Annotated in this window: 16 protein-coding genes; 5 read left to right on the forward strand and 11 right to left on the reverse strand. The window is 64.5% G+C overall.

Annotated elements, in window-relative coordinates:
- Window positions 1-136: 136 nt before the first annotated feature.
- Window positions 137-1,324 carry an ROK family protein gene (locus tag ACH488_RS14260; protein WP_397325153.1) on the forward strand — a complete coding sequence of 396 codons (1,188 nt, stop codon included), beginning with the start codon at window positions 137-139 and terminating at the stop codon, window positions 1,322-1,324.
- Window positions 1,325-1,524: 200 nt separating this feature from the next.
- On the opposite strand, the gene ACH488_RS14265 is transcribed toward ACH488_RS14260, so the two are convergent.
- From ACH488_RS14265 to ACH488_RS14290, 6 genes are all read right to left on the reverse strand, one after another.
- Window positions 1,525-2,799 (reverse strand): MFS transporter, encoded by a 1,275-nt coding sequence (locus tag ACH488_RS14265; protein ID WP_397325154.1) that lies wholly within the window; start codon window positions 2,797-2,799, stop codon window positions 1,525-1,527.
- Complete coding sequence (locus tag ACH488_RS14270; RefSeq protein ID WP_397325155.1) at window positions 2,796-4,376, reverse strand: ATP-binding cassette domain-containing protein; 1,581 nt, start codon at window positions 4,374-4,376, stop codon at window positions 2,796-2,798. Before ACH488_RS14270 ends, ACH488_RS14265 begins: the two co-directional genes overlap by 4 nt.
- Window positions 4,369-5,217 (reverse strand): ABC transporter permease, encoded by an 849-nt coding sequence (locus tag ACH488_RS14275; protein WP_397325156.1) that lies wholly within the window; start codon window positions 5,215-5,217, stop codon window positions 4,369-4,371. Before ACH488_RS14275 ends, ACH488_RS14270 begins: the two co-directional genes overlap by 8 nt.
- Window positions 5,210-6,151, reverse strand: coding sequence for an ABC transporter permease (locus ACH488_RS14280; protein WP_397325158.1), 942 nt, complete (start codon window positions 6,149-6,151; stop codon window positions 5,210-5,212). Before ACH488_RS14280 ends, ACH488_RS14275 begins: the two co-directional genes overlap by 8 nt.
- A gap of 37 nt (window positions 6,152-6,188) precedes the next feature.
- A complete protein-coding gene (locus tag ACH488_RS14285) occupies window positions 6,189-7,739 on the reverse strand; it encodes an ABC transporter substrate-binding protein (protein WP_397325160.1) in 1,551 nt (516 codons plus the stop codon).
- Window positions 7,740-7,908: 169 nt separating this feature from the next.
- Window positions 7,909-9,021, reverse strand: a complete 1,113-nt coding sequence (locus tag ACH488_RS14290; RefSeq protein ID WP_397325161.1) for an ABC transporter permease — start codon at window positions 9,019-9,021, stop codon at window positions 7,909-7,911.
- A gap of 110 nt (window positions 9,022-9,131) precedes the next feature.
- Here ACH488_RS14290 and ACH488_RS14295 point away from each other — a divergent pair, with 110 nt between their 5' ends.
- A complete protein-coding gene (locus ACH488_RS14295) occupies window positions 9,132-9,722 on the forward strand; it encodes a TetR/AcrR family transcriptional regulator (protein ID WP_397325162.1) in 591 nt (196 codons plus the stop codon).
- Between the two features lie 112 nt (window positions 9,723-9,834).
- Window positions 9,835-10,215: a nuclear transport factor 2 family protein gene (locus tag ACH488_RS14300; protein ID WP_397325163.1), complete on the forward strand. Its 381-nt coding sequence runs from the start codon at window positions 9,835-9,837 to the stop codon at window positions 10,213-10,215.
- 3 nt (window positions 10,216-10,218) lie between these two features.
- Here the strand turns inward: ACH488_RS14300 and ACH488_RS14305 are convergent, their stop codons facing one another.
- The 3 genes from ACH488_RS14305 to ACH488_RS14315 all read right to left on the reverse strand — a co-directional run bounded on the left by ACH488_RS14305 (window position 10,219) and on the right by ACH488_RS14315 (window position 13,730).
- Window positions 10,219-11,589 carry an L-serine ammonia-lyase gene (locus ACH488_RS14305; RefSeq protein WP_397325164.1) on the reverse strand — a complete coding sequence of 457 codons (1,371 nt, stop codon included), beginning with the start codon at window positions 11,587-11,589 and terminating at the stop codon, window positions 10,219-10,221.
- Window positions 11,590-11,699: 110 nt separating this feature from the next.
- The gene (locus tag ACH488_RS14310; RefSeq protein ID WP_397325165.1) at window positions 11,700-12,602 is read right to left on the reverse strand and encodes a LysR family transcriptional regulator; all 903 of its coding nucleotides are present in this window, start codon (window positions 12,600-12,602) and stop codon (window positions 11,700-11,702) included.
- 111 nt (window positions 12,603-12,713) lie between these two features.
- Window positions 12,714-13,730, reverse strand: a complete 1,017-nt coding sequence (locus tag ACH488_RS14315; RefSeq protein WP_397325167.1) for an Lrp/AsnC family transcriptional regulator — start codon at window positions 13,728-13,730, stop codon at window positions 12,714-12,716.
- Window positions 13,731-13,814: 84 nt separating this feature from the next.
- Between ACH488_RS14315 and ACH488_RS14320 the strand changes: the two genes are divergently transcribed.
- Window positions 13,815-15,281, forward strand: coding sequence for an MFS transporter (locus ACH488_RS14320; protein ID WP_397325168.1), 1,467 nt, complete (start codon window positions 13,815-13,817; stop codon window positions 15,279-15,281).
- A gap of 25 nt (window positions 15,282-15,306) precedes the next feature.
- Window positions 15,307-16,536 carry an amidohydrolase gene (locus ACH488_RS14325; RefSeq protein ID WP_397325169.1) on the forward strand — a complete coding sequence of 410 codons (1,230 nt, stop codon included), beginning with the start codon at window positions 15,307-15,309 and terminating at the stop codon, window positions 16,534-16,536.
- Between the two features lie 83 nt (window positions 16,537-16,619).
- On the opposite strand, the gene ACH488_RS14330 is transcribed toward ACH488_RS14325, so the two are convergent.
- Together ACH488_RS14330 and ACH488_RS14335 are read right to left on the reverse strand one after the other, a co-directional pair.
- Window positions 16,620-17,015, reverse strand: coding sequence for a cupin domain-containing protein (locus ACH488_RS14330; RefSeq protein WP_397325170.1), 396 nt, complete (start codon window positions 17,013-17,015; stop codon window positions 16,620-16,622).
- Window positions 17,016-17,043: 28 nt separating this feature from the next.
- Window positions 17,044-18,060 (reverse strand): zinc-dependent alcohol dehydrogenase family protein, encoded by a 1,017-nt coding sequence (locus ACH488_RS14335; RefSeq protein ID WP_397325172.1) that lies wholly within the window; start codon window positions 18,058-18,060, stop codon window positions 17,044-17,046.
- Window positions 18,061-18,138 lie beyond the last annotated feature (78 nt).

An 18,138-nucleotide genomic window follows, 5' to 3' on the forward strand; every position in this document is an offset into this window, starting at 1 on the left:
TTGATGCGAAAACCCGTCTTCGGGCTGGAAATAATTTTGTGACAAAATAAATAGGCTGTCAATGCTCCCCAAAAATATGCAGACTGCCTCAGATTTGTTTGATGACAAAACTAAATAGGCGTGCCAAGATGGTTGTGTGAACGCTCTTAGAACCTGGACCGCCCAACGCGCGGACGCATCACTTCCCGTTGCTATCGAGGTTTTGCGGAGAGGGCCCATCTCCCGGGCGGACATAGCACGTCGACTTCAACTCTCTGCAGGCTCCCTGACACGGGTGAGCACCCCGCTGATACAAGAAGGCCTGCTCAGGGAAGTAGGGGAACATAACGACGGCCGCGTAGGCCGGCCCACCCGGCTACTGGACGTCGACGCCGACTCCAGGCACTTCATCGGAATGAAGATCCGCGAAAACGAGATCATAGCTGCCCGCACGAACCTTCGTGGCGAAATCAGCACTCACCTGAGCGAGGAAATTGCGAACCAGGAGTCCGCGGAAGTCATCATGCAGATTGCCCGGCTCACCCGCGAACTCAGTCAGGACCATGCCATCAGCGGCATCGGCATCGGCATCGGAGGGCTCGTCCGAGACCGCACACACGTCATCGATGCCCGCTTCCTTGGTTGGAAGGATCTAGACCTGGCAGGCAAAGTAACAAAAGCGACCGGAATACCAACACTGATCGATAATGACCTTGTCGCCTTCACCGAATATGAGCACTGGTTTGGTGAAGGGCGGGAAGATGACCGGTTCGCCGTCGTGACCCTCGGTGTGGGAACAGGATTCGGGCTCATCGCCAACGGAGCCATCGTCGCCGGGGATGACTACGGCATTGGCCTGGTCGGACACTGGCCACTAGACCCTACCGGGCCACTTTGTTTCGCAGGTCACCGGGGCTGCGCAACAAGCATCTTGAACTCAGATTCCATAGCCCGGCACGTATCAGACGCGCTCGGAAACGAGGTCGGCTACGAACAAGCTCTCGACCTTGCCCTCCAGAATGACCCAGCTGCAAGGCGGGTCATTGATGACGCCGGACGAGGCCTTGGAAGACTCATCGCAGCCATCTGCAACCTGACCACGCCACAGCGCATCATTATTGCCGGAGAAGGAGTCCGACTGGCCGCCGTCGCCCGCCCTGCGCTGGAGGCTGGCATAACACTGGACCGTGACCCACGAGCCACCACGCCCCCTATCGTCCTGGCCTCAAAGGACAACGTGCAATGGTGCCGCGGAGCGGCCGTACTAGCCATCCAGGCGTTCGTCCACGGCACCCTGCCAGCAACCTCCAACGCGCCCACGCGCGAATCGCCGGTGGGTTCCTAATAGTGTCCTGACTCATACTCGCGAGGTACCTTCAAGATCTGGAGAGCGGGATCTTCGCGCTGCTGGTTTGCCGACGACGCGTCTTCGATGCTCTGTGCTGTGCAAACACCGGCTGGTCATCGGACCTTCCGCAATATCCGGAAGACGGTCGGCCCTCACGGCTCTGTAACAGGACAGCCAACCCCGCCGCCCCGCTGCATTCACGAGGTCCTGTCACCCGCCGGCATAGCCACGGACTGACCCCGCACTGGAAGCACCATGGGCAGGAGGACCGCCGGAAGCACCGCAGCGCCGATGAGGAGTATCCAGGGCGCTCCTGCCCACCCGCCGTTCTCCGCCCAATGCCGGAGTTGGCCGATGGCAGCGTTGCCCAGCAGCACAGCGATGCCGCCGCAGCTGGCGGCGAGCCCGTAGTACGCGCCCCGCCCCGCTGTGTCCCCAAGTGCCAGGAATCCGGGAATGGCCGCCAAGATGGTTGGCCTGAGGGTCATGTGGCCAAGAATCAGGAGGACCACCACGGCTACGAGGGGAACAGCCGAAGACCCGGCTACCTGCCCGTAGCACGCGGCGGTAAAGGCAGCGGCCAGCAGCAGGAAGCCCGCCGGCATGGCCCGTGACTCACCGATGCGGCGCACGGCGGCGGAAACGGGCAGTTGCAAGACGATCGTGAGCGCAGACGCAATGAGGAAGAGGACGGCGAGCCACGAACTGTCCAGTCCTTGGCGGTCCAGTTCCAACGGTATGAGGAAGTACAGCTGGTTGTAGGCGAGCATGTTGACGCTGGCCAGTGCACAGAACGCGACGAATCGGCGGTTGCGCAGGCAGCGGAGGGGGTGGTTCCGGCTGTGGCTGTTCGCAGCGGCTTCGGGCGTGCGGGCTGCGTTGGGTGGAAGGGACGGCAAGCGGATCCAGAGGACCACGGTGAACACGGCAAACACGGCGATGCCGAGTCCGAGCGAGGCGCCGAAGCCCCAGCCCATCAGTGCGGCACCGAGCAGCGGTCCCAGGACCGCGCCGATTTCTCCGGTGATGGCCAGCCACACGAAAACAGAACGTGGCCGGCTTTGCCCCGGGGCCAGGTTCCCGTCGACCACCAGATCGGCCCGGGAGAGATGTGATTCCAGGGCCGGGGAAAACATTGCGCCGCCGGCGCCGGTGAGGATCGCGCCCAGCAGGAACAAGGGAAAATCAGTGGCTGCTGCCAGCGTGGCGTATCCGCTGATGCGGACCAGGCACCCCAGGAGCATGGCGCGTTTGGTACCCCACCGGTCGGCCAGGAGTCCGCCCACCAGGAACATGCCTTGCTGGCTGAAAGTCCTCGCTCCGAGGACAAGCCCGATAGCGGCCGCCTGCATCCCAAAGTCGTCGCGCATGGCCACGGCGAGGAATGGCACCACAGCGTAGAAACCGATGTTGAACACCAACTGGGCGGCCAATAACGTCCGGGTGTCCTTGGCGCGGGGCAGGGTACTCATGCGCCAGCAGATGGAGCGTTTTGCGGCGTGGGTCCGGGGCGAGACGAGGTCGCTGCGAGCAGTTGCTTGCTGTGTTCGTGTTGGGGCCTGGCGAAGAAGTCCGTGGTGGAGGAAACCTCTACGAGCCGGCCTTGGTGGAGGATGGCCACCCGGTGGCTCATGTAGCGGATCACGTTCAGGTCGTGGGAAATCACCATCAGGGTCATGTCCTTGTCCCGGTGGAGCCGGATCAGCAAGTCCAGGATTTTCTTCTGGGTGACGGTGTCCAGCGCGGATGTAGCTTCGTCGCAGATCAGCACACTGGGCTTCGTCAGGAGGGCGCGGGCGATGGTGAGCCGTTGCAGCTGGCCGCCCGAGCATTGACCGGGGTACCTGTCCAGGATCTCCGGCTGGAGCTCCACGTCCCTGACTGCCTGCTCCACCTCTGCACTGCAACCACTGCCGGGGAGTCCCCGGCGGTTCAGCAGCGGCGCTTCAAGGCTTCGGCGAAGATTCAACCTTGGGTCGAAGACGTCGTGGGGTTCCTGGAAGACCAGCTGGATGCCGCCGTCGGTGGTGTCCTTGATGGTTCCGGCATCCGGTGCGCCGAGCTGGACGAGGAGGCGGGCCATGGTGCTCTTCCCGGACCCGGACTGGCCAAGCACGCCGAGAATTTCGCCTTGACGCAGTTGCAGGGACACATCGTCCAGTGCCGGGGAGGCCTTACGGTGGAAGCGTTTGGTGACGCTTTGAAGGTCAAGGACCACGCGATGCTCGACGGCGGTTGCGGCGCCGTCCGCGCGCACGAGGGCAGAGGCGGCCACCAAGGCCCTGCTGGTGTCGGTCCGGGGTGTGTTGAGGACTTGCTTGGCGGTCCCGGTTTCCACGATCCTGCCACGGTCCATGACGATCAGCCGATCCGCGAAGGCAGCAGCGGTGGAGAGATCGTGGGTGATGTACAGGATGCCGAGGCCACGGTTGTGGCGCTGGCGGTCGATGAGTTGCAGGATCTGCCGTTCCAGGACTTTGTCCAGGGCAGAGGTCGGTTCGTCGGCGAGCAGCAGGCCGGGCTGGCCCGCCAACGCAACCGCCATCATGGCACGTTGGGCCATGCCTCCGGAGAGCTCGTGCGGGAAGGCTGCGGCGATGGTGGCCGGATCGTCGAACCCCACTTCGGCCAGCAGTTCAAGGATGGTGTCCTTGGCCTCGCCGCGGCGGAGGCCGCGATGGAGCTTCAGCGGCTCAGCCACATGGCGGCCGATCCGCATGCGGGGGTTGAACATCCGCTTGGGCTGTTGGTGGAGCATCCCGATACGACCACCACGAACCTTGTTGAGTTCGGTTTCATTGGCGTTCACCAGGTCCGTGCCGCCCAGCGTGATGGCTCCACTGTCAACGCGGACCTGGTGGGGGAGCAGGCCCATCACCGCCCGGGCGGTCATTGTCTTCCCGCTCCCTGACGCGCCGACGATCGCGACGAATTCACCCTGTGCCACGGTCAGGTCTACCGAGCGGAGGATCGGGTCCGGAGTTTCGTCACGCGCACCTGGGCGGTGGCGGCTCACGCTGAGATTCTCGACGACGAGTGGTTCAGGCATGCGTTGGCTCCTGTTCCGGTGCCGCAGGCAGGGCGGAGGTGGGGCGCGTGGAGGACCTGAGCACGTGTTGGCCGATGAGGGTGACGGACAGGGCAACGGCAAAAATGACAAGCCCAGGTGCCAGGATGGTCATGGGTGCCCGCAGCGCGTACGGTTGGGCGGCGGCCAGCATGGACCCCCAGTCAGACTGCGGGGGCTGCACTCCCAGCCCAAGGTAGGACAGGGCTCCCACGTTGATCAAGAACTGCCCGAAGCGGAGGGTAGCCTGGCCGAGCAAGGGTCCGGCGAGGTGCGGAAGGATGTGGCGCCTGACGATGAACGCCGGGGAGCAGCGCAGCACCTGGGCGGCCTCGATGAAGCCGCGCGCTGAAACATCCAAGGTGAGTGCACGGGCCAGCCGGGCGAAGGGGGTCCAGCCGGTCAAGGTCAGTGCCAGCAGCAGTGAGTGGTAGCCGGTGCCGAGGGCGGCCACCAGGAATAAAGCAATGACCATCTCGGGCAAGGCGAGCAGCACGTCGTTGGTTCGGGTGAAGAACTCATCGATCCATCCGCGCTTGCGGGCGCTGAGCACGCCGACGGCGGTACCGATCACCGCCGTCGTTATGGTGGCGAGAGCGGCGAGCGTCAGGGAAAACCGTCCTCCGTCCAGCAATCTGCTGAGGACGTCGCGCCCCAGGTGGTCCGTGCCCAACCAATGGATTGCACTGGGCGGGGCCAGCCTGGCAGAAAGGTTTTGGGCCTCGGGAGCGTAGGGCATGATCCACGGGGCGAGGAGGACGGCCAGCACAACAAGAGCCGGCAGGGATGAGGCGATCCACAACCTTTTGGGGAGTCTAGGCAAGGGAGTGCCTCATTCGGGGATTGAGGATGGTGTGGACGAGGTCCGCCGCTGTGGTCAGGGTGACGGCCAGGGCCACGATCAGGACCACGGCACCCTGGGCCACGGGGATATCGCTGTTGACCACTGCGTCGAACAGCAGCCTTCCCATGCCGGGTATCGCGAACATGACCTCCACGATCACGGAGCCACCCAGCAAGCCGGCGAACCACACGGCAACCAACGTGGTCAGCGGCAGCAGGCTGTTGGGAATCACGTGCCGCCACATGGTTTGGGCCGCGGTTACCCCGCGGCTGCGTGCCGCGCCGACGTGTTCGGCCTGCATGGCCTCCAACACTCCTTCCCGCACGGCGGAGGTGAAGTAACTGGTGGGCCGCAGGGCAAGGACTGCCACTGGAAGGATCGCCGAGGCAGGGCCGGCCCAACCTGCAGACGGCACCAAGGAGAGCTGCAGCGCGAACACCAGGACAAGGACCGGCGCCAGCCAGTATTCGGGGATGGCGATGAAAGCCTGGGTCAAGGCCGTGATCACCCGGTCGGCGGTCCGTCCGTGTCGGATCGCAGACACGACGCCAAGCACCAGGGCAAGCACTGCTGCCGTTCCCAGGGCCAGGATGACCAGCGTGAGCGTGATTCCGAAAGCCGGGAACACCTGATCCGCTACCGGTGTCCGGCTGGTATAGGACAACCCCATGTCCCCGGTAAGCAGGCGTCCCAGCCAACGCAGGTACTGGGTCCAGAGCGGATCGTTCAATCCGAGTTCGGCAGCCAGTGCAGTGACGGCGGAGTCGTCAATGATTTCCCCGGAGACGCGCGAGCGAATGATCTTTCGCACCGGGTCGCCGGGGGTCACGTAGGGGATCAGGAATACGGCGAAGGAGGACAAGAGAACTGCGGCTGCCAGGGCCGCAGTCCTCTTGCCGACGAATGCCATCATGGGCGCCACAACCAGGGGACGGGTACTGCCACAGCGGTCAGGAAGCGGGTTTGGCTGTGCTGCTGCGGACGACGTAACGCGCCAACGGGTCCTGGGTGTGGCCCTGCACATCGGCACGGACGGCGTCGATGGCTTGTTCGTTCACCAGCCAGACGTTTACTGCCTGGTCGCGCAGAATCGTCCCGGCCTCGGCGTAGAGCTTGTAGCGTTCCTGCGCGTCAGTAGTCTTCGCCGCCTTGGCGATAACGGCGTCGTAGTCCTTGTTGCAGAAGTGGCTAAGGTTGTAGGTCCCCTCGCAGGTGTAGTCGGCCGTGAGGAACCCGATGGGATCGGCAATGTCGATCAGCCGGTTGCGCTGGCTCAACACCATGTCATACTTCCCGGCCAGCAGATCCGGTTCGACGGCGGCATATTCCTTGGTCACGATGCTGACCGGAACACCCACGGCCTTCAGGTTGTCCTGGATGACGGTGGCGACGTCGGCAAACTCCGCGCGTTCGACGATGGCAATGACCTCGAGCGGGCGGTCGGCCGTGTAGCCGGCCTCGGTAAGCAGCTTCCGGGCATTCTCCACATCGAACTTCGGAGCGCCCGAGGCCTCGGTTGCCCACGGTTCAGACTGGGCGAACGGTCCGGTGGACGCGACTGCCGCACCCTCATAAACGCTGGATGCCAGGGATTCAAGGTCAAGCGCCGACGTGATGGCCTTGCGGAAGTTGACGTTGTCGAACGGCGCCTTGGCGTTGTTCATGTAGAGCGTCGCCGTCCGCGGGGAGTCAGCCTTGAGGACCTTGACGTTCGTGTCCGTTTCCAAGGAGGACAGCGCGGAGACCGGAATCGACATCGAGATGTCGGCTTCGCCCGTCCTCACCTGGGTGGCGCGGGTGGCGCCGTCGGTCACGAACCTGACCTCCGCCCCTGCCAGCTGGACTTCCCCACCCCAGTACGAGTCGTTGCGGTCCAGGGTCAAAGACTGCTTGGCCTTCTCCGAAACGGGAGTGAAGGGTCCGGTGCAGTGACCGAACGGGTCAACTCCCTGTCCGGTGAAGGCGGCGGGGGAGAGGATGCCGGTGTTGACGCTGGCCAAGCGATAGGGAACCAGCGGGCTTTCGGTGGGGGTGGTGATCCGCACGGTGCGCTGGTCAACGGCTTTGACCGAACTGACCACCTTGGGGTTGAAGGCGCGCGCCGGAACAGCGGCCTTCAGGACCCTGTCCAGCGATCCGACCACAGTGTCAGCCGTCAAGGCAGTTCCGTCCTGGAACTTCACTCCTTCGCGGACGGTGAAATCCCACTCCAGCGGCGAAACCTGCTTCCATTCCGTAGCCAGGGAGGGCACGATCTTGCCCCGCGATTCGTCGTACCGGGTCAGGGTTTCCAGGCAGCCGGAGAGCGAGAGGATGTAGGCAGCGTCACTTTCGAGGGCCCAGTTCGCTACCGGGGCGCGGAAGTTGTCCACGACGATCCGCTGGTTCTTGTCCACGGCGGGCGCTGACCCGGATGACGCGGTCCCCGTAAAGCCGCAGCCGGACAAAGACAGGACCGCCACGAGCCCTGCGGAAAGGGCAGACGGAAGCGAAAAACGCATGAAACCACCTAAGGTACGGGGAGCCTGCGAGCGGGTGCAGGCGAAGTTGGGGCAGCCCGGGTGCGCTGGGCCAGAACTAAGTGTAGGCTGCCCTAACTTTCAGACCAAAGAAGTGGTCAACCAACTTCCTTCATAAACGAACGCCAATGAGACCATCCCCACAGTTCTCCTACGCCTCCGCCACAGCCGGAGCGTTCCGGAAGTGGCCGACGGCGATGAGTACCGCCCCGGCGACGGCCCAGCCCCCGAGTATCAGCCAAGGGAACGCCGCCGACGCGTCCGGGAAGTAGGAGAGGTCCCGCAGGAGTGTTCCGGAGGCGCCGGGCACCATCCATTGGCCCACATCGCCCCAGGGAGCGGGGAGGAATTCCTTAGGCTGGGTCAGTGAAGACAGCGGGTTGCCCACGAACAGTGTGATGACCGCGCCGACTGCGATGCCCGCGCGCCCGATCAGGGCGTTGAGCCCCACGATGATCGCTGCCGTCGCAACAACGCCAAGGCCGATCGCTCCTGCGTTCGCCCAGTAGCTTCCTTGGAGGGTGTGGAACCAGCCCTGCAGGATGCCGGCGAGTCCAAGGCCTGCGATGGCGCCGTACGCCAGGATCGCGCCCAGCCGGCGCCAGGTCCCGGAGACGAGCAGCGAGATCAGGACGCCGCCGATCATGCCGCCCATGGCGAGGGGCAGGCCGGCGACGGCCAGGCCCGTGCCGCGTGGGTCGTCAGACGAAAGAGGTACGACGTCGGTGACGGCCACCTGGGGGACTGCTGCAGGCTGCGTGCCCTGCGCGGACTGGGGCGGGGCGCCCGTTGCCGCACCCTGGGCCGCCTGGGCCAGGGCGGCCTGAAGCTTGGCGATGACCTGGGCCTGAATCTGTGACTGCATTTGTGCGCCCATTTGCGTCAGTGCTTGGGATGCGACCGGGCTGCCCGCGCTGGCCACGAGGATCTCCGGAGAAGCGCCGAGGACGATCGCGCCATACACCTGGCGTTGCTTGATGAGGTTCACGGCGTCGTCGCGGCTGGAGGCCGTGCGCACATCGAGGGCGCCTGCTGGTGCCTGTGAGGTGATCTGGGCGATCTGCTCTGCGCTGCCGACGGCGGCAACGGGCAGGTTCTGGACCTTGGCGGTGACGCTTGGCCAGGCAAAGGCCAGCAGGACCGTGCAGACGGCGACGGCGGCGAGCAGGGCGGTGCGGAGTGCGTGGGGCCACGGGGTATGGGTACCTGTTGGTGGCTCCTGGCGGTGCTCCGGGGCTGCCGTGCGTTCGGTGGTGGCGGACATGGTGCGTCCTCTCGGGATCGTGCAAAAAGAATGTTCGTTCTTCATTTTTGACCCTCACCAGTGAAACGTCAAGAATGATCATTCGTTTTCTTTTCGGGTACGGTGGTCCCATGCCGAAAGTCAGCGAGGAACACCGTGCCGCGATGCGGGAGCGCATCCAGCGGGCCGCGCTCGCCTGCGTTGCCGAGAAGGGATTCTCGAACGTGGCCATGGGGGACATCATCGCCAAGGCCGGGCTCTCCGCCGGAGCCGTCTATGTTTACTACCGCAGCAAAGAGGAACTGATTGTCGACGCCGGCAGGCGGGTCTTCGAGGAACGCATGGCGGCACTCGAGCGCCTCAGCGCCCACCAACCCGTCCCACCGCCCCAAGACGCCGTGGTGTCACTCATGTCCGGCCTGATGGCCATGGACTTCTTCCCGGACGTCGCGGTGCAAGTGTGGGGCGAGGCCGTCCGGAACGACCAGCTTGGCGAAGTTGCCCAGAACATCCTCGTCCAAATCCGCGGGCACCTTGAGAACTACCTGGAGGCGTGGATCCGCACATCGCGGCCTGACGAGGACGCGGAGGCCACGGCCCGTTGCCTGGCCCCGGCCGTCATGGGGCTGATCCAGGGCTTTGCCATCCAGTCCGCCCTCGGCAAGGAAGGGACCGGTCCGGACTACCTCAAGTCCGCCCGGGCCATCCTCGCAAGCCTCTAAGCCCGCCTCCGGTTGGCCACCACAACACCACAACAGCGCGCCAAAACCTCTCCCCTTGGCGCCCCCGGACTCCTATGATCCGTGTATCGAACACACAACCTGAGGGGTGCACGTGACTGAAGCAACGCCCAACGAACAAGTGGTCAAGCGGCTGATCGACTGCATCAATGCCCGCGACATAGCCGTCATGGATGAGCTCTTCCACGACGACGCGATCATGCACTGGCCCCAATCCGGCGAGGTGGTGCGTGGGGCCGAGAACCGACGGGGAATCTACAACGCGTTCCCGCAACTGCCCACCATCACCCCGCGAAGGATGACCAGCGGAGGGGACCTGGTGGTTGCCGAGGCACTGCTGGACTATGCCGGCCCGCAATATGAGACGGTGTTCATCTTCGAATTCCGGGACGGCAAGATCGCCAAGGAAACGGCCTACTGGAGCGAAGCCTTCGAAGCACCGGAGTGGCGATCAGCGTGGGTCGATACGGAGTAGCCCTCAGCACGCCACGACATTGACGGCGAGGCCGCCGCGCGAGGTTTCCTTGTATTTGCTCTTCATGTCCGCGCCGGTCTCGCGCATGGTCTTGATGGCGGTGTCCAGGGAGACATGGTGGATGCCATCCCCACGCAGGCTGATCCGCGCGGCGTTGATGGCCTTGTTGCTGGCCATCGCGTTGCGCTCGATGCAGGGAATCTGGACGAGCCCGCCGACGGGATCGCAGGTCAGGCCAAGGTTATGCTCGATGCCGATCTCCGCCGCGTTCTCCACCTGCAGGGGGGTCCCGCCCAGAATTTCGCACAGTGCACCGGCGGCCATGGAACAGGCCGAACCGACCTCGCCTTGGCAGCCCACCTCAGCACCCGAAATGGACGCGTTGGTCTTGAACAGCACGCCGATGGCCGCTGCGGTCAGGAGGAACCTGACCACATGGTCTTCGGAGGCACCCGGAACGAATTTCATGTAGTAGTGCAGGACGGCGGGAATGATTCCGGCAGCACCATTGGTGGGCGCGGTGACCACGCGGCCGCCGGTGGCGTTCTCTTCGTTCACGGCCAGGGCGAACAGGTTCACCCAGTCCACGGCGCGCAGGGGATCGGTCGCGTCGTCTTTGGTCTGCAAATCGGCAAAGAGACGCGGCGCACGACGGCGGACCATCAGGTTTCCGGGCAGGTGCTCTTCCGTACGGCTACAGCCGCGCGAAACACACTCCTTCATGGTTTCCCAGATGCGCAGGAGTTCGGCGCGGGTGTCTTCTTCGCTTCGCCAGGCACTTTCATTGGCCAGCATGACGTCACTGATGGACATGCCTTCGCGCTCGCAGTGGTCCAGCAGTTCCTGTCCGTTGCTGAAGGGGTAGCGCAGGACCACGCTGTCCTGCGCTACCTGGCCCACTGCGTCCTCGTCCACCACGAACCCGCCCCCAACGGAGTAGAACACGCGCTCGGAGACGAGGTTTCCCTGACCGTCGAAGGCCTGGAAACGCATGCCGTTCGGGTGGGCCGGCAGGGACTGGCGCATATGCAGCACCACGTCCTTTGCCCGGTTGAAGGAAACCATCCGGCGGCCGGCCAGGAGGATCTTCTTCGCTTCCGTCGCCTCGGCCACCATGCGGTCCGCGGCCATGGGGTCCACCGTTTCCGGGAGTTCGCCCATGAAACCGAGGATCACGGCCTTGTCCGAGCCGTGTCCCTTTCCAGTAGCCCCCAACGAACCGAACAGTCCGGCGTGAACCCGATCAACGGCGTCGAGCTTTCCGTCCTGTTCCAGGGCGTCGACGAAGGTGCGGGCCGCGCGCATGGGACCCACCGTATGGGACGACGACGGGCCGATGCCGATCGAGAACAGGTCGAGGGCGCTCAATGCCATGGGATCCTCCAAGGGAGCAAAAGGGGCTGGATTCCCTTTCAACTGTGGAGGGTGGCGGCGCGCGCGTCCATCGGGAATTAGTGAAACAACCGTCAAGCTGCGCTTAACGATCAGGCTGTGGGTCGGGCCTCGGTGGCGGTCCGGAGTTCCTCGATGACGGCGGCAATGGCCGGAGCGGCCTTGCCTGCCGCCCGGTACAGGATGATGATGTTGCGGCCGCAGCTCGGATCGACGCGGCGGACCTGGAGATCCTGGGTCTCGCGGCCAAGATTCAGCTCGCTCATCAGGGCCACCCCCAGTCCGCCACGGACCAGGCCCAGCGTAGCCATCAGGTTCCGGCAGTTGGCGATGACCTTGGGAGTGAAGCCGGCTTCGCGGCACGTCTGCAGCACGAATCGTTCAAAAACGCTGCCTTCCTGGTCCAGGACCCAGCTTTCGTGGGCGTAGTCGGGAAGGCTGACGGGCGAGCCGTTGTCCGGTACGGGGCGGTCCCGCGGGAGGACCAGGATGATCTCGTCGCGGGCCAAAACAGTCTTCACCAGGCCTTCGTCCTGGATCTCGCTGAGGTCGTCCACCACGGCGATATCAATGTTTCCGGCGCGGAGTTGGGCCACGCTCTCGGACGGTTCGAGGTCCGAGATGGTGACGTCCAGCCTCGGATAGGCCGCCTGCAGGGACATGACAGCCGAGGGAAGCACGGTGCTGCAGAAACTCGGGAACGCGCTGATGGCCAGGCGGCCGCGGACGTCGGTCTGGAATTTCTTCAGGGTGGCTTCGGCGGCTTCCACTTCCGAGGCGATCCGGCCAAAGTGCTCCACCAGCAAGGCGCCCGCCTCGGTCAGCCTGACCTTCCGGCCCGTCCGGACCAGCAGCGCGAGGCCGGCCTCCTTCTCGAGCACGGCCAATTGCTGGCTGACGGCTGAGGTCGTCATGTGCAGCTTGGCAGCGGCGGCGGTCATGGTGCCCTCAAGCTCAAGGGTCTTGAGGATATGCAGGCGTCGGATGTCCAGCACTGACGCTCCCTTCGGTTGTCCAACTAGGTCGCACTTCGCGTCGTTCCCAGCGCTGGGAACGACGCGAAGTGCGACCTAGTTGGGTTTAGCTCTACTTAACCGCAATCCTTGTTACGGAGTGAAGGGATGGACGAACCCGAGCGTGGCCCTTCCCTGGTCATCGATGACGTGGCCTAGGTGTTTGCTCATCCGGAAGACCACACTTCGGTCCACAATCCGGGCGCTCGGAACCGCCGCTTCAAGGGCTGCTTCGAAGCGCATCACATCGGTCATTTCCCGCAGCCATACGGCCACCACAAGGTTGTATTGGCTTGCCACCGCCAAAGCCGTGCGGGCCTCCGGAATCTGGGCCATGAGCCCGCGCATTTGCTGGATGTGCTTGGCCGCGGTCCGCACGAAATACCAGGCGTAGACAGGCCAGCCCGTGACACTGCGGGCTACGTCCGTGCGTAGCCGCAGCCGTCCGTCGGCCCGCAGTCGGGCCAGTCCGTCCGCGACGCGTTGTTCGCTGAGCCCGTGTTCAGCGGCGATGCGGCTCACGGGACGGCGCCCGTCTTCCAGCAGGCAGTGCCGGAGGGCGTATTCGACGTCGGGATGTACAGTCCGCGGGGCGCGGGCGCGCGGTGGCTTGGGCTTGGCCACCTTGCCGGCTTCTGCGGGGGTGAGCGCACGCAATCTCCAGGCCGAGGCTTCCATGATCATTTCGGTGACCAGGTGCGTCTGTGTGTTCCGAACGCCATCAAGGGCGCCGATCTGGTTTGTCACCACATCCCAAATCGCCAAAGGGTTCTCTCCGAGGCACGTGGCCAGCAGGTCCCGGCCACCGGACGTGTGGTCCAGTGTCATCACAGCCGGAATCTTGATGAGCTCCTGCGCCACCTTCGCTGTGTGTTGGGGCATGCAGGTGATATCAACCAAGGCACTTGCCCCTTCGGTGAAGATCCCCGTCACCCAGGCAAGTCCCCTTTCCCGGAGGGATTCCCAGCGCCGTGAAAGTGTCACGGCATCCACGCCGAGAACGGGCGAAAGTTCGGCCCACGAGGCGCGCCCTTCGATCTGCAAGGCATGGATGATGCGCTCTTCAAGGGGATCGAGCATGTATTCCTGCATATCAGCAAGATAATCCATGGAAAGCTTCAATTTCATCCATCGGAAACACGGCCCTTCCATCATGGAGTGATCCCGTTCACTTCTCATCACATCGGAGCGCATATGCGTACAACTGCGCAGAAATCCACCGCTGCCGGAGCCGTCGGCTTCCTGGTTGTCATGGAGCTTGGCAGCGGCATCCTGCAAGGCTGGTTGAGTCCCTTGTTTTCATCGATCGGAGAGCACCACGGTGTTTCGGCCGCCTCGTTGAACTGGATCAGTGCCGCCTACTTGCTGGCGACTGTCCTGGTTGTTCCCCTCCTGTCCAAGCTTGGCGACATCCACGGGCACAAACGGGTCCTCATGATCGCCACGGCAATCGTCGCAGCCGCGTCCGTCCTGGTCGCGTTCGCGCCGAACTACGAACTGTTCCTGGTGGGCCGCGCCATCCAGGCACCCTTGGCAGTGTTCCTGCCCTTGGAATTTGCCATCGTCCACCAGCGTGACTCGGAACGGTCGGGCCGAAGCATCGGCAGGCTCGTCGCCGCGTTGACCCTCGGTGCCACGATCGGTGGCTTCTTGTCCGGCATCATCCTTGACGCCGTCGGCAGCCTCTCCCTGACACTGCTTTTCCCGGCGATCTTCATGGCCCTGTGCATCCCCGGCATCGCCATCTTCGTCAAGGAAACCCCGCTTCGCAGCCAAGGCAAGGTGGATTACCTCGGCGCGGTCCTGCTCGGTGGCGGCCTGGTGGCCGTCCTGGGCGGTGCGTCCAACCTGGCCACCTGGCCCCCGTTGACTGTAGGCATCGCCATGATCGTCGGCGTGGCACTGCTCGCGGGCTGGGTAGTGTCCGCCCGTCGCATCAAACACCCGTTGGTGGACCTGAACATGCTGCTCCGCGGAGGCATCGGCCTGCCGATCGTGGTGGCCTTCCTGTTCGGCGCACAGCTGTTCGGAGCCCAGGCCCCGATCTCGGTCTACCTGCGTTCCGATCCAGCGACGCTCGGATTCGGTTTCGGCGCCGCCGCGTCCGCCGCCGGAATCCTGCTCAGCATCATGGCGCTGGCCGCGTTCCTCGGAGCCACCTTCGCAGACCGCGTATCCCGCATCCTGGGTGGCACACGGACGGTCGCTTTCGGCGGACTCCTCGGAGCCGTGGCCTACCTGCTCATGATTCTGGCACCCGGAACCTTGGTCACCTTCACGGTGTGGCTGGTGCTGGCCGGCCTCGGCACGGGCATCGTCAGTGGAACACTTCCCACGCTGGTGGTGCAGCGTGCGGCGGCCGATTCGGTGGGCATCGCGTCCGGTCTCTACAACACCGCCCGGACTGCTGCCGGCGGCGTTGCCGGAGCACTCTTTGCCCTGCTCATGTCCGCCCTGGCCGCACCCGCAACCACCGGTGTCCGCGTGGACACGCAGTTCTCCTTCCACGCCGTCTGGTGGATCTGCGCCGGACTGTGTGTCCTCTTCGCCATCGCAGTGCTCTTCATCCGCCAGGCCAAGGCGGCGTCCGAAACCGCTGAGCCCCGGACCTCCGGGCAGCAGGACTCCGCCACCGACCAGGCCCTGGAACCCGCCAACTGAACCTCAACAGAGAAGGAAAGAAACAATGACCGTTTCGATTGATATCACCTCCAAGGAAACCCTGCGCGACGCCGTACGCGAGGCCGCGACCGCCGTCGTACCTTCCATCCTGGAACTCAGCCACAAGGTGCACGCGCTGGCCGAGATCTCCTGGGAAGAGCATGAGTCGGCGGCGGCTGTGGCCGCGGTGCTGCGCGACGGCGGCTTCGACGTCACCGAACGTGCGTACGGAATTCCGACGGCGTTTGAGGCCACGTACGGTTCGGGCGAACTGACCGTGGTGATCTGTGCCGAATACGATGCCCTGCCCGAAGTAGGCCACGCGTGCGGCCACAACATCATCGCGGCGGCGGGTGTCGGAGCGGCCCTTGCGCTCAAGCCCGTAGCCGATGCCGCCGGACTGCGTATCAAGGTCCTAGGCACTCCCGCCGAAGAGCACGGCGGTGGCAAGGTTTCGCTCCTGCAGGCTGGGGCCTGGGAGGACGCCGCGTTTTCGCTCATGGTGCACGGAATGACGGGGGTGGAGCGCAGCGCCACGGCCTTCAGCATGGCTGCCGTGGAACGCTTCGAGGTGCAGTTCAAGGGCAGCGAAGCCCACGCGGCCGGTGCTCCCGACAAGGCCATTAACGCAGGTGCCGCAGCGAGCCTGGCGTTGATGAACATGGCCGTGTTGCGCCAGCACCTGCCGGAGAACGCGAACACCAACGCCTTCATCTCGCACGGCGGCGGCGCCACCAACGTGATCGCCGGGGAATCCACTGTGCAAGTGGAGGTGCGCGCCGGGGACGTTGACGTGTGGCGGGACCTCAAGCGCCGCGTGCTCGCCTGCTTCGAAGGTGCGGCCATCGGCACCGGATGCACCTGGACCCATCGGCAGACCGAACACCCGTACGCTCCGATCGACACGCATGCCGGGCTGGGCCGACTGTGGGACAACAACATGGAGGCTTTGGGCCGCCCGGTGGACCACACGCCTGTTTTCGGTGGCGGATCCTCGGACATGGGCAATGTTTCCCAGGTCCTCCCGGCTGTCCACGGCATGGTGGTGGTCCGCAACAGCACCGCCGTTCCGCACCACCCGGACTTCACCGCCGACGCCATCACGCCCGAGGCCGACGACGCCGTCGTGGACGGGGCTACGGTCCTGGCGTTGACCGTGCTCGACGCGGCGCTCGACCCGGCTTTGCGTGCCGAACTCCTGGAACTGCAGGCCGCGCGGGAGCCCGGTGCGACGACGAGCACGCTGAAGGCCTAGCGCCGCGCGGCTGTAGCCGGCCAAAAGTACGATGGCGGCCTCGCTGTGGTGAGGCCGCCGTCGTCGGACCGTTCAGCTTTCAACTACAGTCCATACTCCTCATCGGTTACGTGCTCCAACCAAGTCACCACTTGCCCGTTTGCGTCGGCCTCCTGGAGGGCGACGTGGGCCATGAACCTGTCGTTCGTCGCCCCGTGCCAGTGCTCCTCGCCCGGTTCGATATATACGACGTCGCCGGGTCGGATTTCCTGGACTTCACCGCCGCGGCGGGCGACCCAGCCGATGCCGTCGGTCACGTACAGCGTCTGGCCCTTGGGGTGGTGGTGCCAGGCGGTGCGTGCTCCCGGGGCGAACCGGACGTGGGCGCACCCGATGGCCGTCTGCTCATCTGGGGTTCGGATCGAGTCGATCTGCACCGTGCCCGTGAACCATTCCGCAGGTCCGGCTCCGGTTTGGCCGCCGTTTTGGGTGTATTTCATTGAATTCCTCCTCGCTGGGAAACGTAAATTAAGGCCGCAGCAACACCTTGATGGCCCGGCGTTCGTCCATGGCTTTATACGCCTCGGGGGCCTCGTCCAGCGGAAGCTCCAAGTCGAAGACTTTGCCGGGGTTGATCTCGCCCTTGAAGATCAAGTCGATCAGTTCGGGCAGGTAGTCGCGCACTGGTGCCGGTCCGCCGTGGAGGTGGACGTGGGAAGAAAACAATTCCCGGCCGGGGAGTTCCACGTCGTGGGAAACCCCCACGTAACCGACGTGTCCGCCCCGGCGCGTGGACCGGATGGCCTGCATCATGGATTCCTGGGTGCCGACGGCCTCGATCACCGAATGTGCACCCAGACCGTCCGTGAGTTCCTTGATCTTCTCCACGCCCTCATCGCCGCGTTCTTCAACAATGTCCGTGGCACCGAATTCGCGGGCTAAGGCCTGGCGCGAGGCGTGGCGGGACATGGCAATGATGCGTTCGGCGCCCATGTGCTTTGCGGCCAGGACGGCAAGAAGCCCGACGGCGCCGTCCCCCACCACCGCGACGGTCTTGCCGGGGCCCACTTCGGCAGCCTTGGCGCCGAACCAGCCGGTCCCCAGGACGTCGGAGGCGGCCAGCAGCGAGGCGACCTTGCCGGCGTCGGGCATTTCCGGGGTGGCAACCAGGGTGCCGTCCGCGAGGGGCACGCGCAGGTATTCTGCCTGGGCGCTTCCCACGCCTTCGCGATGGATGCAGCCCGACTGGTAACCGGACAAGCAGATCTCGCAGGTGTTGTCCGAGGCGTAGAACGAGCCCACCACGAACTGCCCAACCTGGACGTTGACAACTGAATCGCCAACCTCCTCCACGATCCCGACGTACTCGTGGCCCATCGGTCGGGGTTCATCGATGGTGTCGGCGCCACGGTATGGCCACAGGTCGGAACCGCACACGCAGGCCGCCACCAGTTTGATGACGGCATCAGTGGGTTCCTGGATGGTCGGCTTGTCTCGTTCCTCCACCCGGACATCGCCGGGTGCATGGATGATTGTTGCGCGCATCAGCACGTCTCCGTTCCCTAGGTTCCTCTACTAAACCCCGTGCGGCGAAAGTTAGCGAGGGTACGGCGGGTACGGGTT

The sequence above is a fragment of the Paenarthrobacter sp. NPDC018779 genome (genome assembly GCF_044391085.1).
Lineage (GTDB): Bacteria > Actinomycetota > Actinomycetes > Actinomycetales > Micrococcaceae > Arthrobacter.

Bases quoted from the DNA above. Each gene is read 5' to 3' on its own strand.
- ACH488_RS14265 (WP_397325154.1), bottom strand. From the start codon at position 2,799: ATGAGTACCCTGCCCCGCGCCAAGGACACCCGGACGTTATTGGCCGCC.
- ACH488_RS14270 (WP_397325155.1), bottom strand. From the start codon at position 4,376: ATGCCTGAACCACTCGTCGTCGAGAATCTCAGCGTGAGCCGCCACCGC.
- ACH488_RS14280 (WP_397325158.1), bottom strand. From the start codon at position 6,151: ATGATGGCATTCGTCGGCAAGAGGACTGCGGCCCTGGCAGCCGCAGTT.
- ACH488_RS14285 (WP_397325160.1), bottom strand. From the start codon at position 7,739: ATGCGTTTTTCGCTTCCGTCTGCCCTTTCCGCAGGGCTCGTGGCGGTC.
- ACH488_RS14290 (WP_397325161.1), bottom strand. From the start codon at position 9,021: ATGTCCGCCACCACCGAACGCACGGCAGCCCCGGAGCACCGCCAGGAG.
- ACH488_RS14295 (WP_397325162.1), top strand. From the start codon at position 9,132: ATGCCGAAAGTCAGCGAGGAACACCGTGCCGCGATGCGGGAGCGCATC.
- ACH488_RS14305 (WP_397325164.1), bottom strand. From the start codon at position 11,589: ATGGCATTGAGCGCCCTCGACCTGTTCTCGATCGGCATCGGCCCGTCG.
- ACH488_RS14315 (WP_397325167.1), bottom strand. From the start codon at position 13,730: ATGGATTATCTTGCTGATATGCAGGAATACATGCTCGATCCCCTTGAA.
- ACH488_RS14320 (WP_397325168.1), top strand. From the start codon at position 13,815: ATGCGTACAACTGCGCAGAAATCCACCGCTGCCGGAGCCGTCGGCTTC.
- ACH488_RS14325 (WP_397325169.1), top strand. From the start codon at position 15,307: ATGACCGTTTCGATTGATATCACCTCCAAGGAAACCCTGCGCGACGCC.
- ACH488_RS14330 (WP_397325170.1), bottom strand. From the start codon at position 17,015: ATGAAATACACCCAAAACGGCGGCCAAACCGGAGCCGGACCTGCGGAA.
- ACH488_RS14335 (WP_397325172.1), bottom strand. From the start codon at position 18,060: ATGCGCGCAACAATCATCCATGCACCCGGCGATGTCCGGGTGGAGGAA.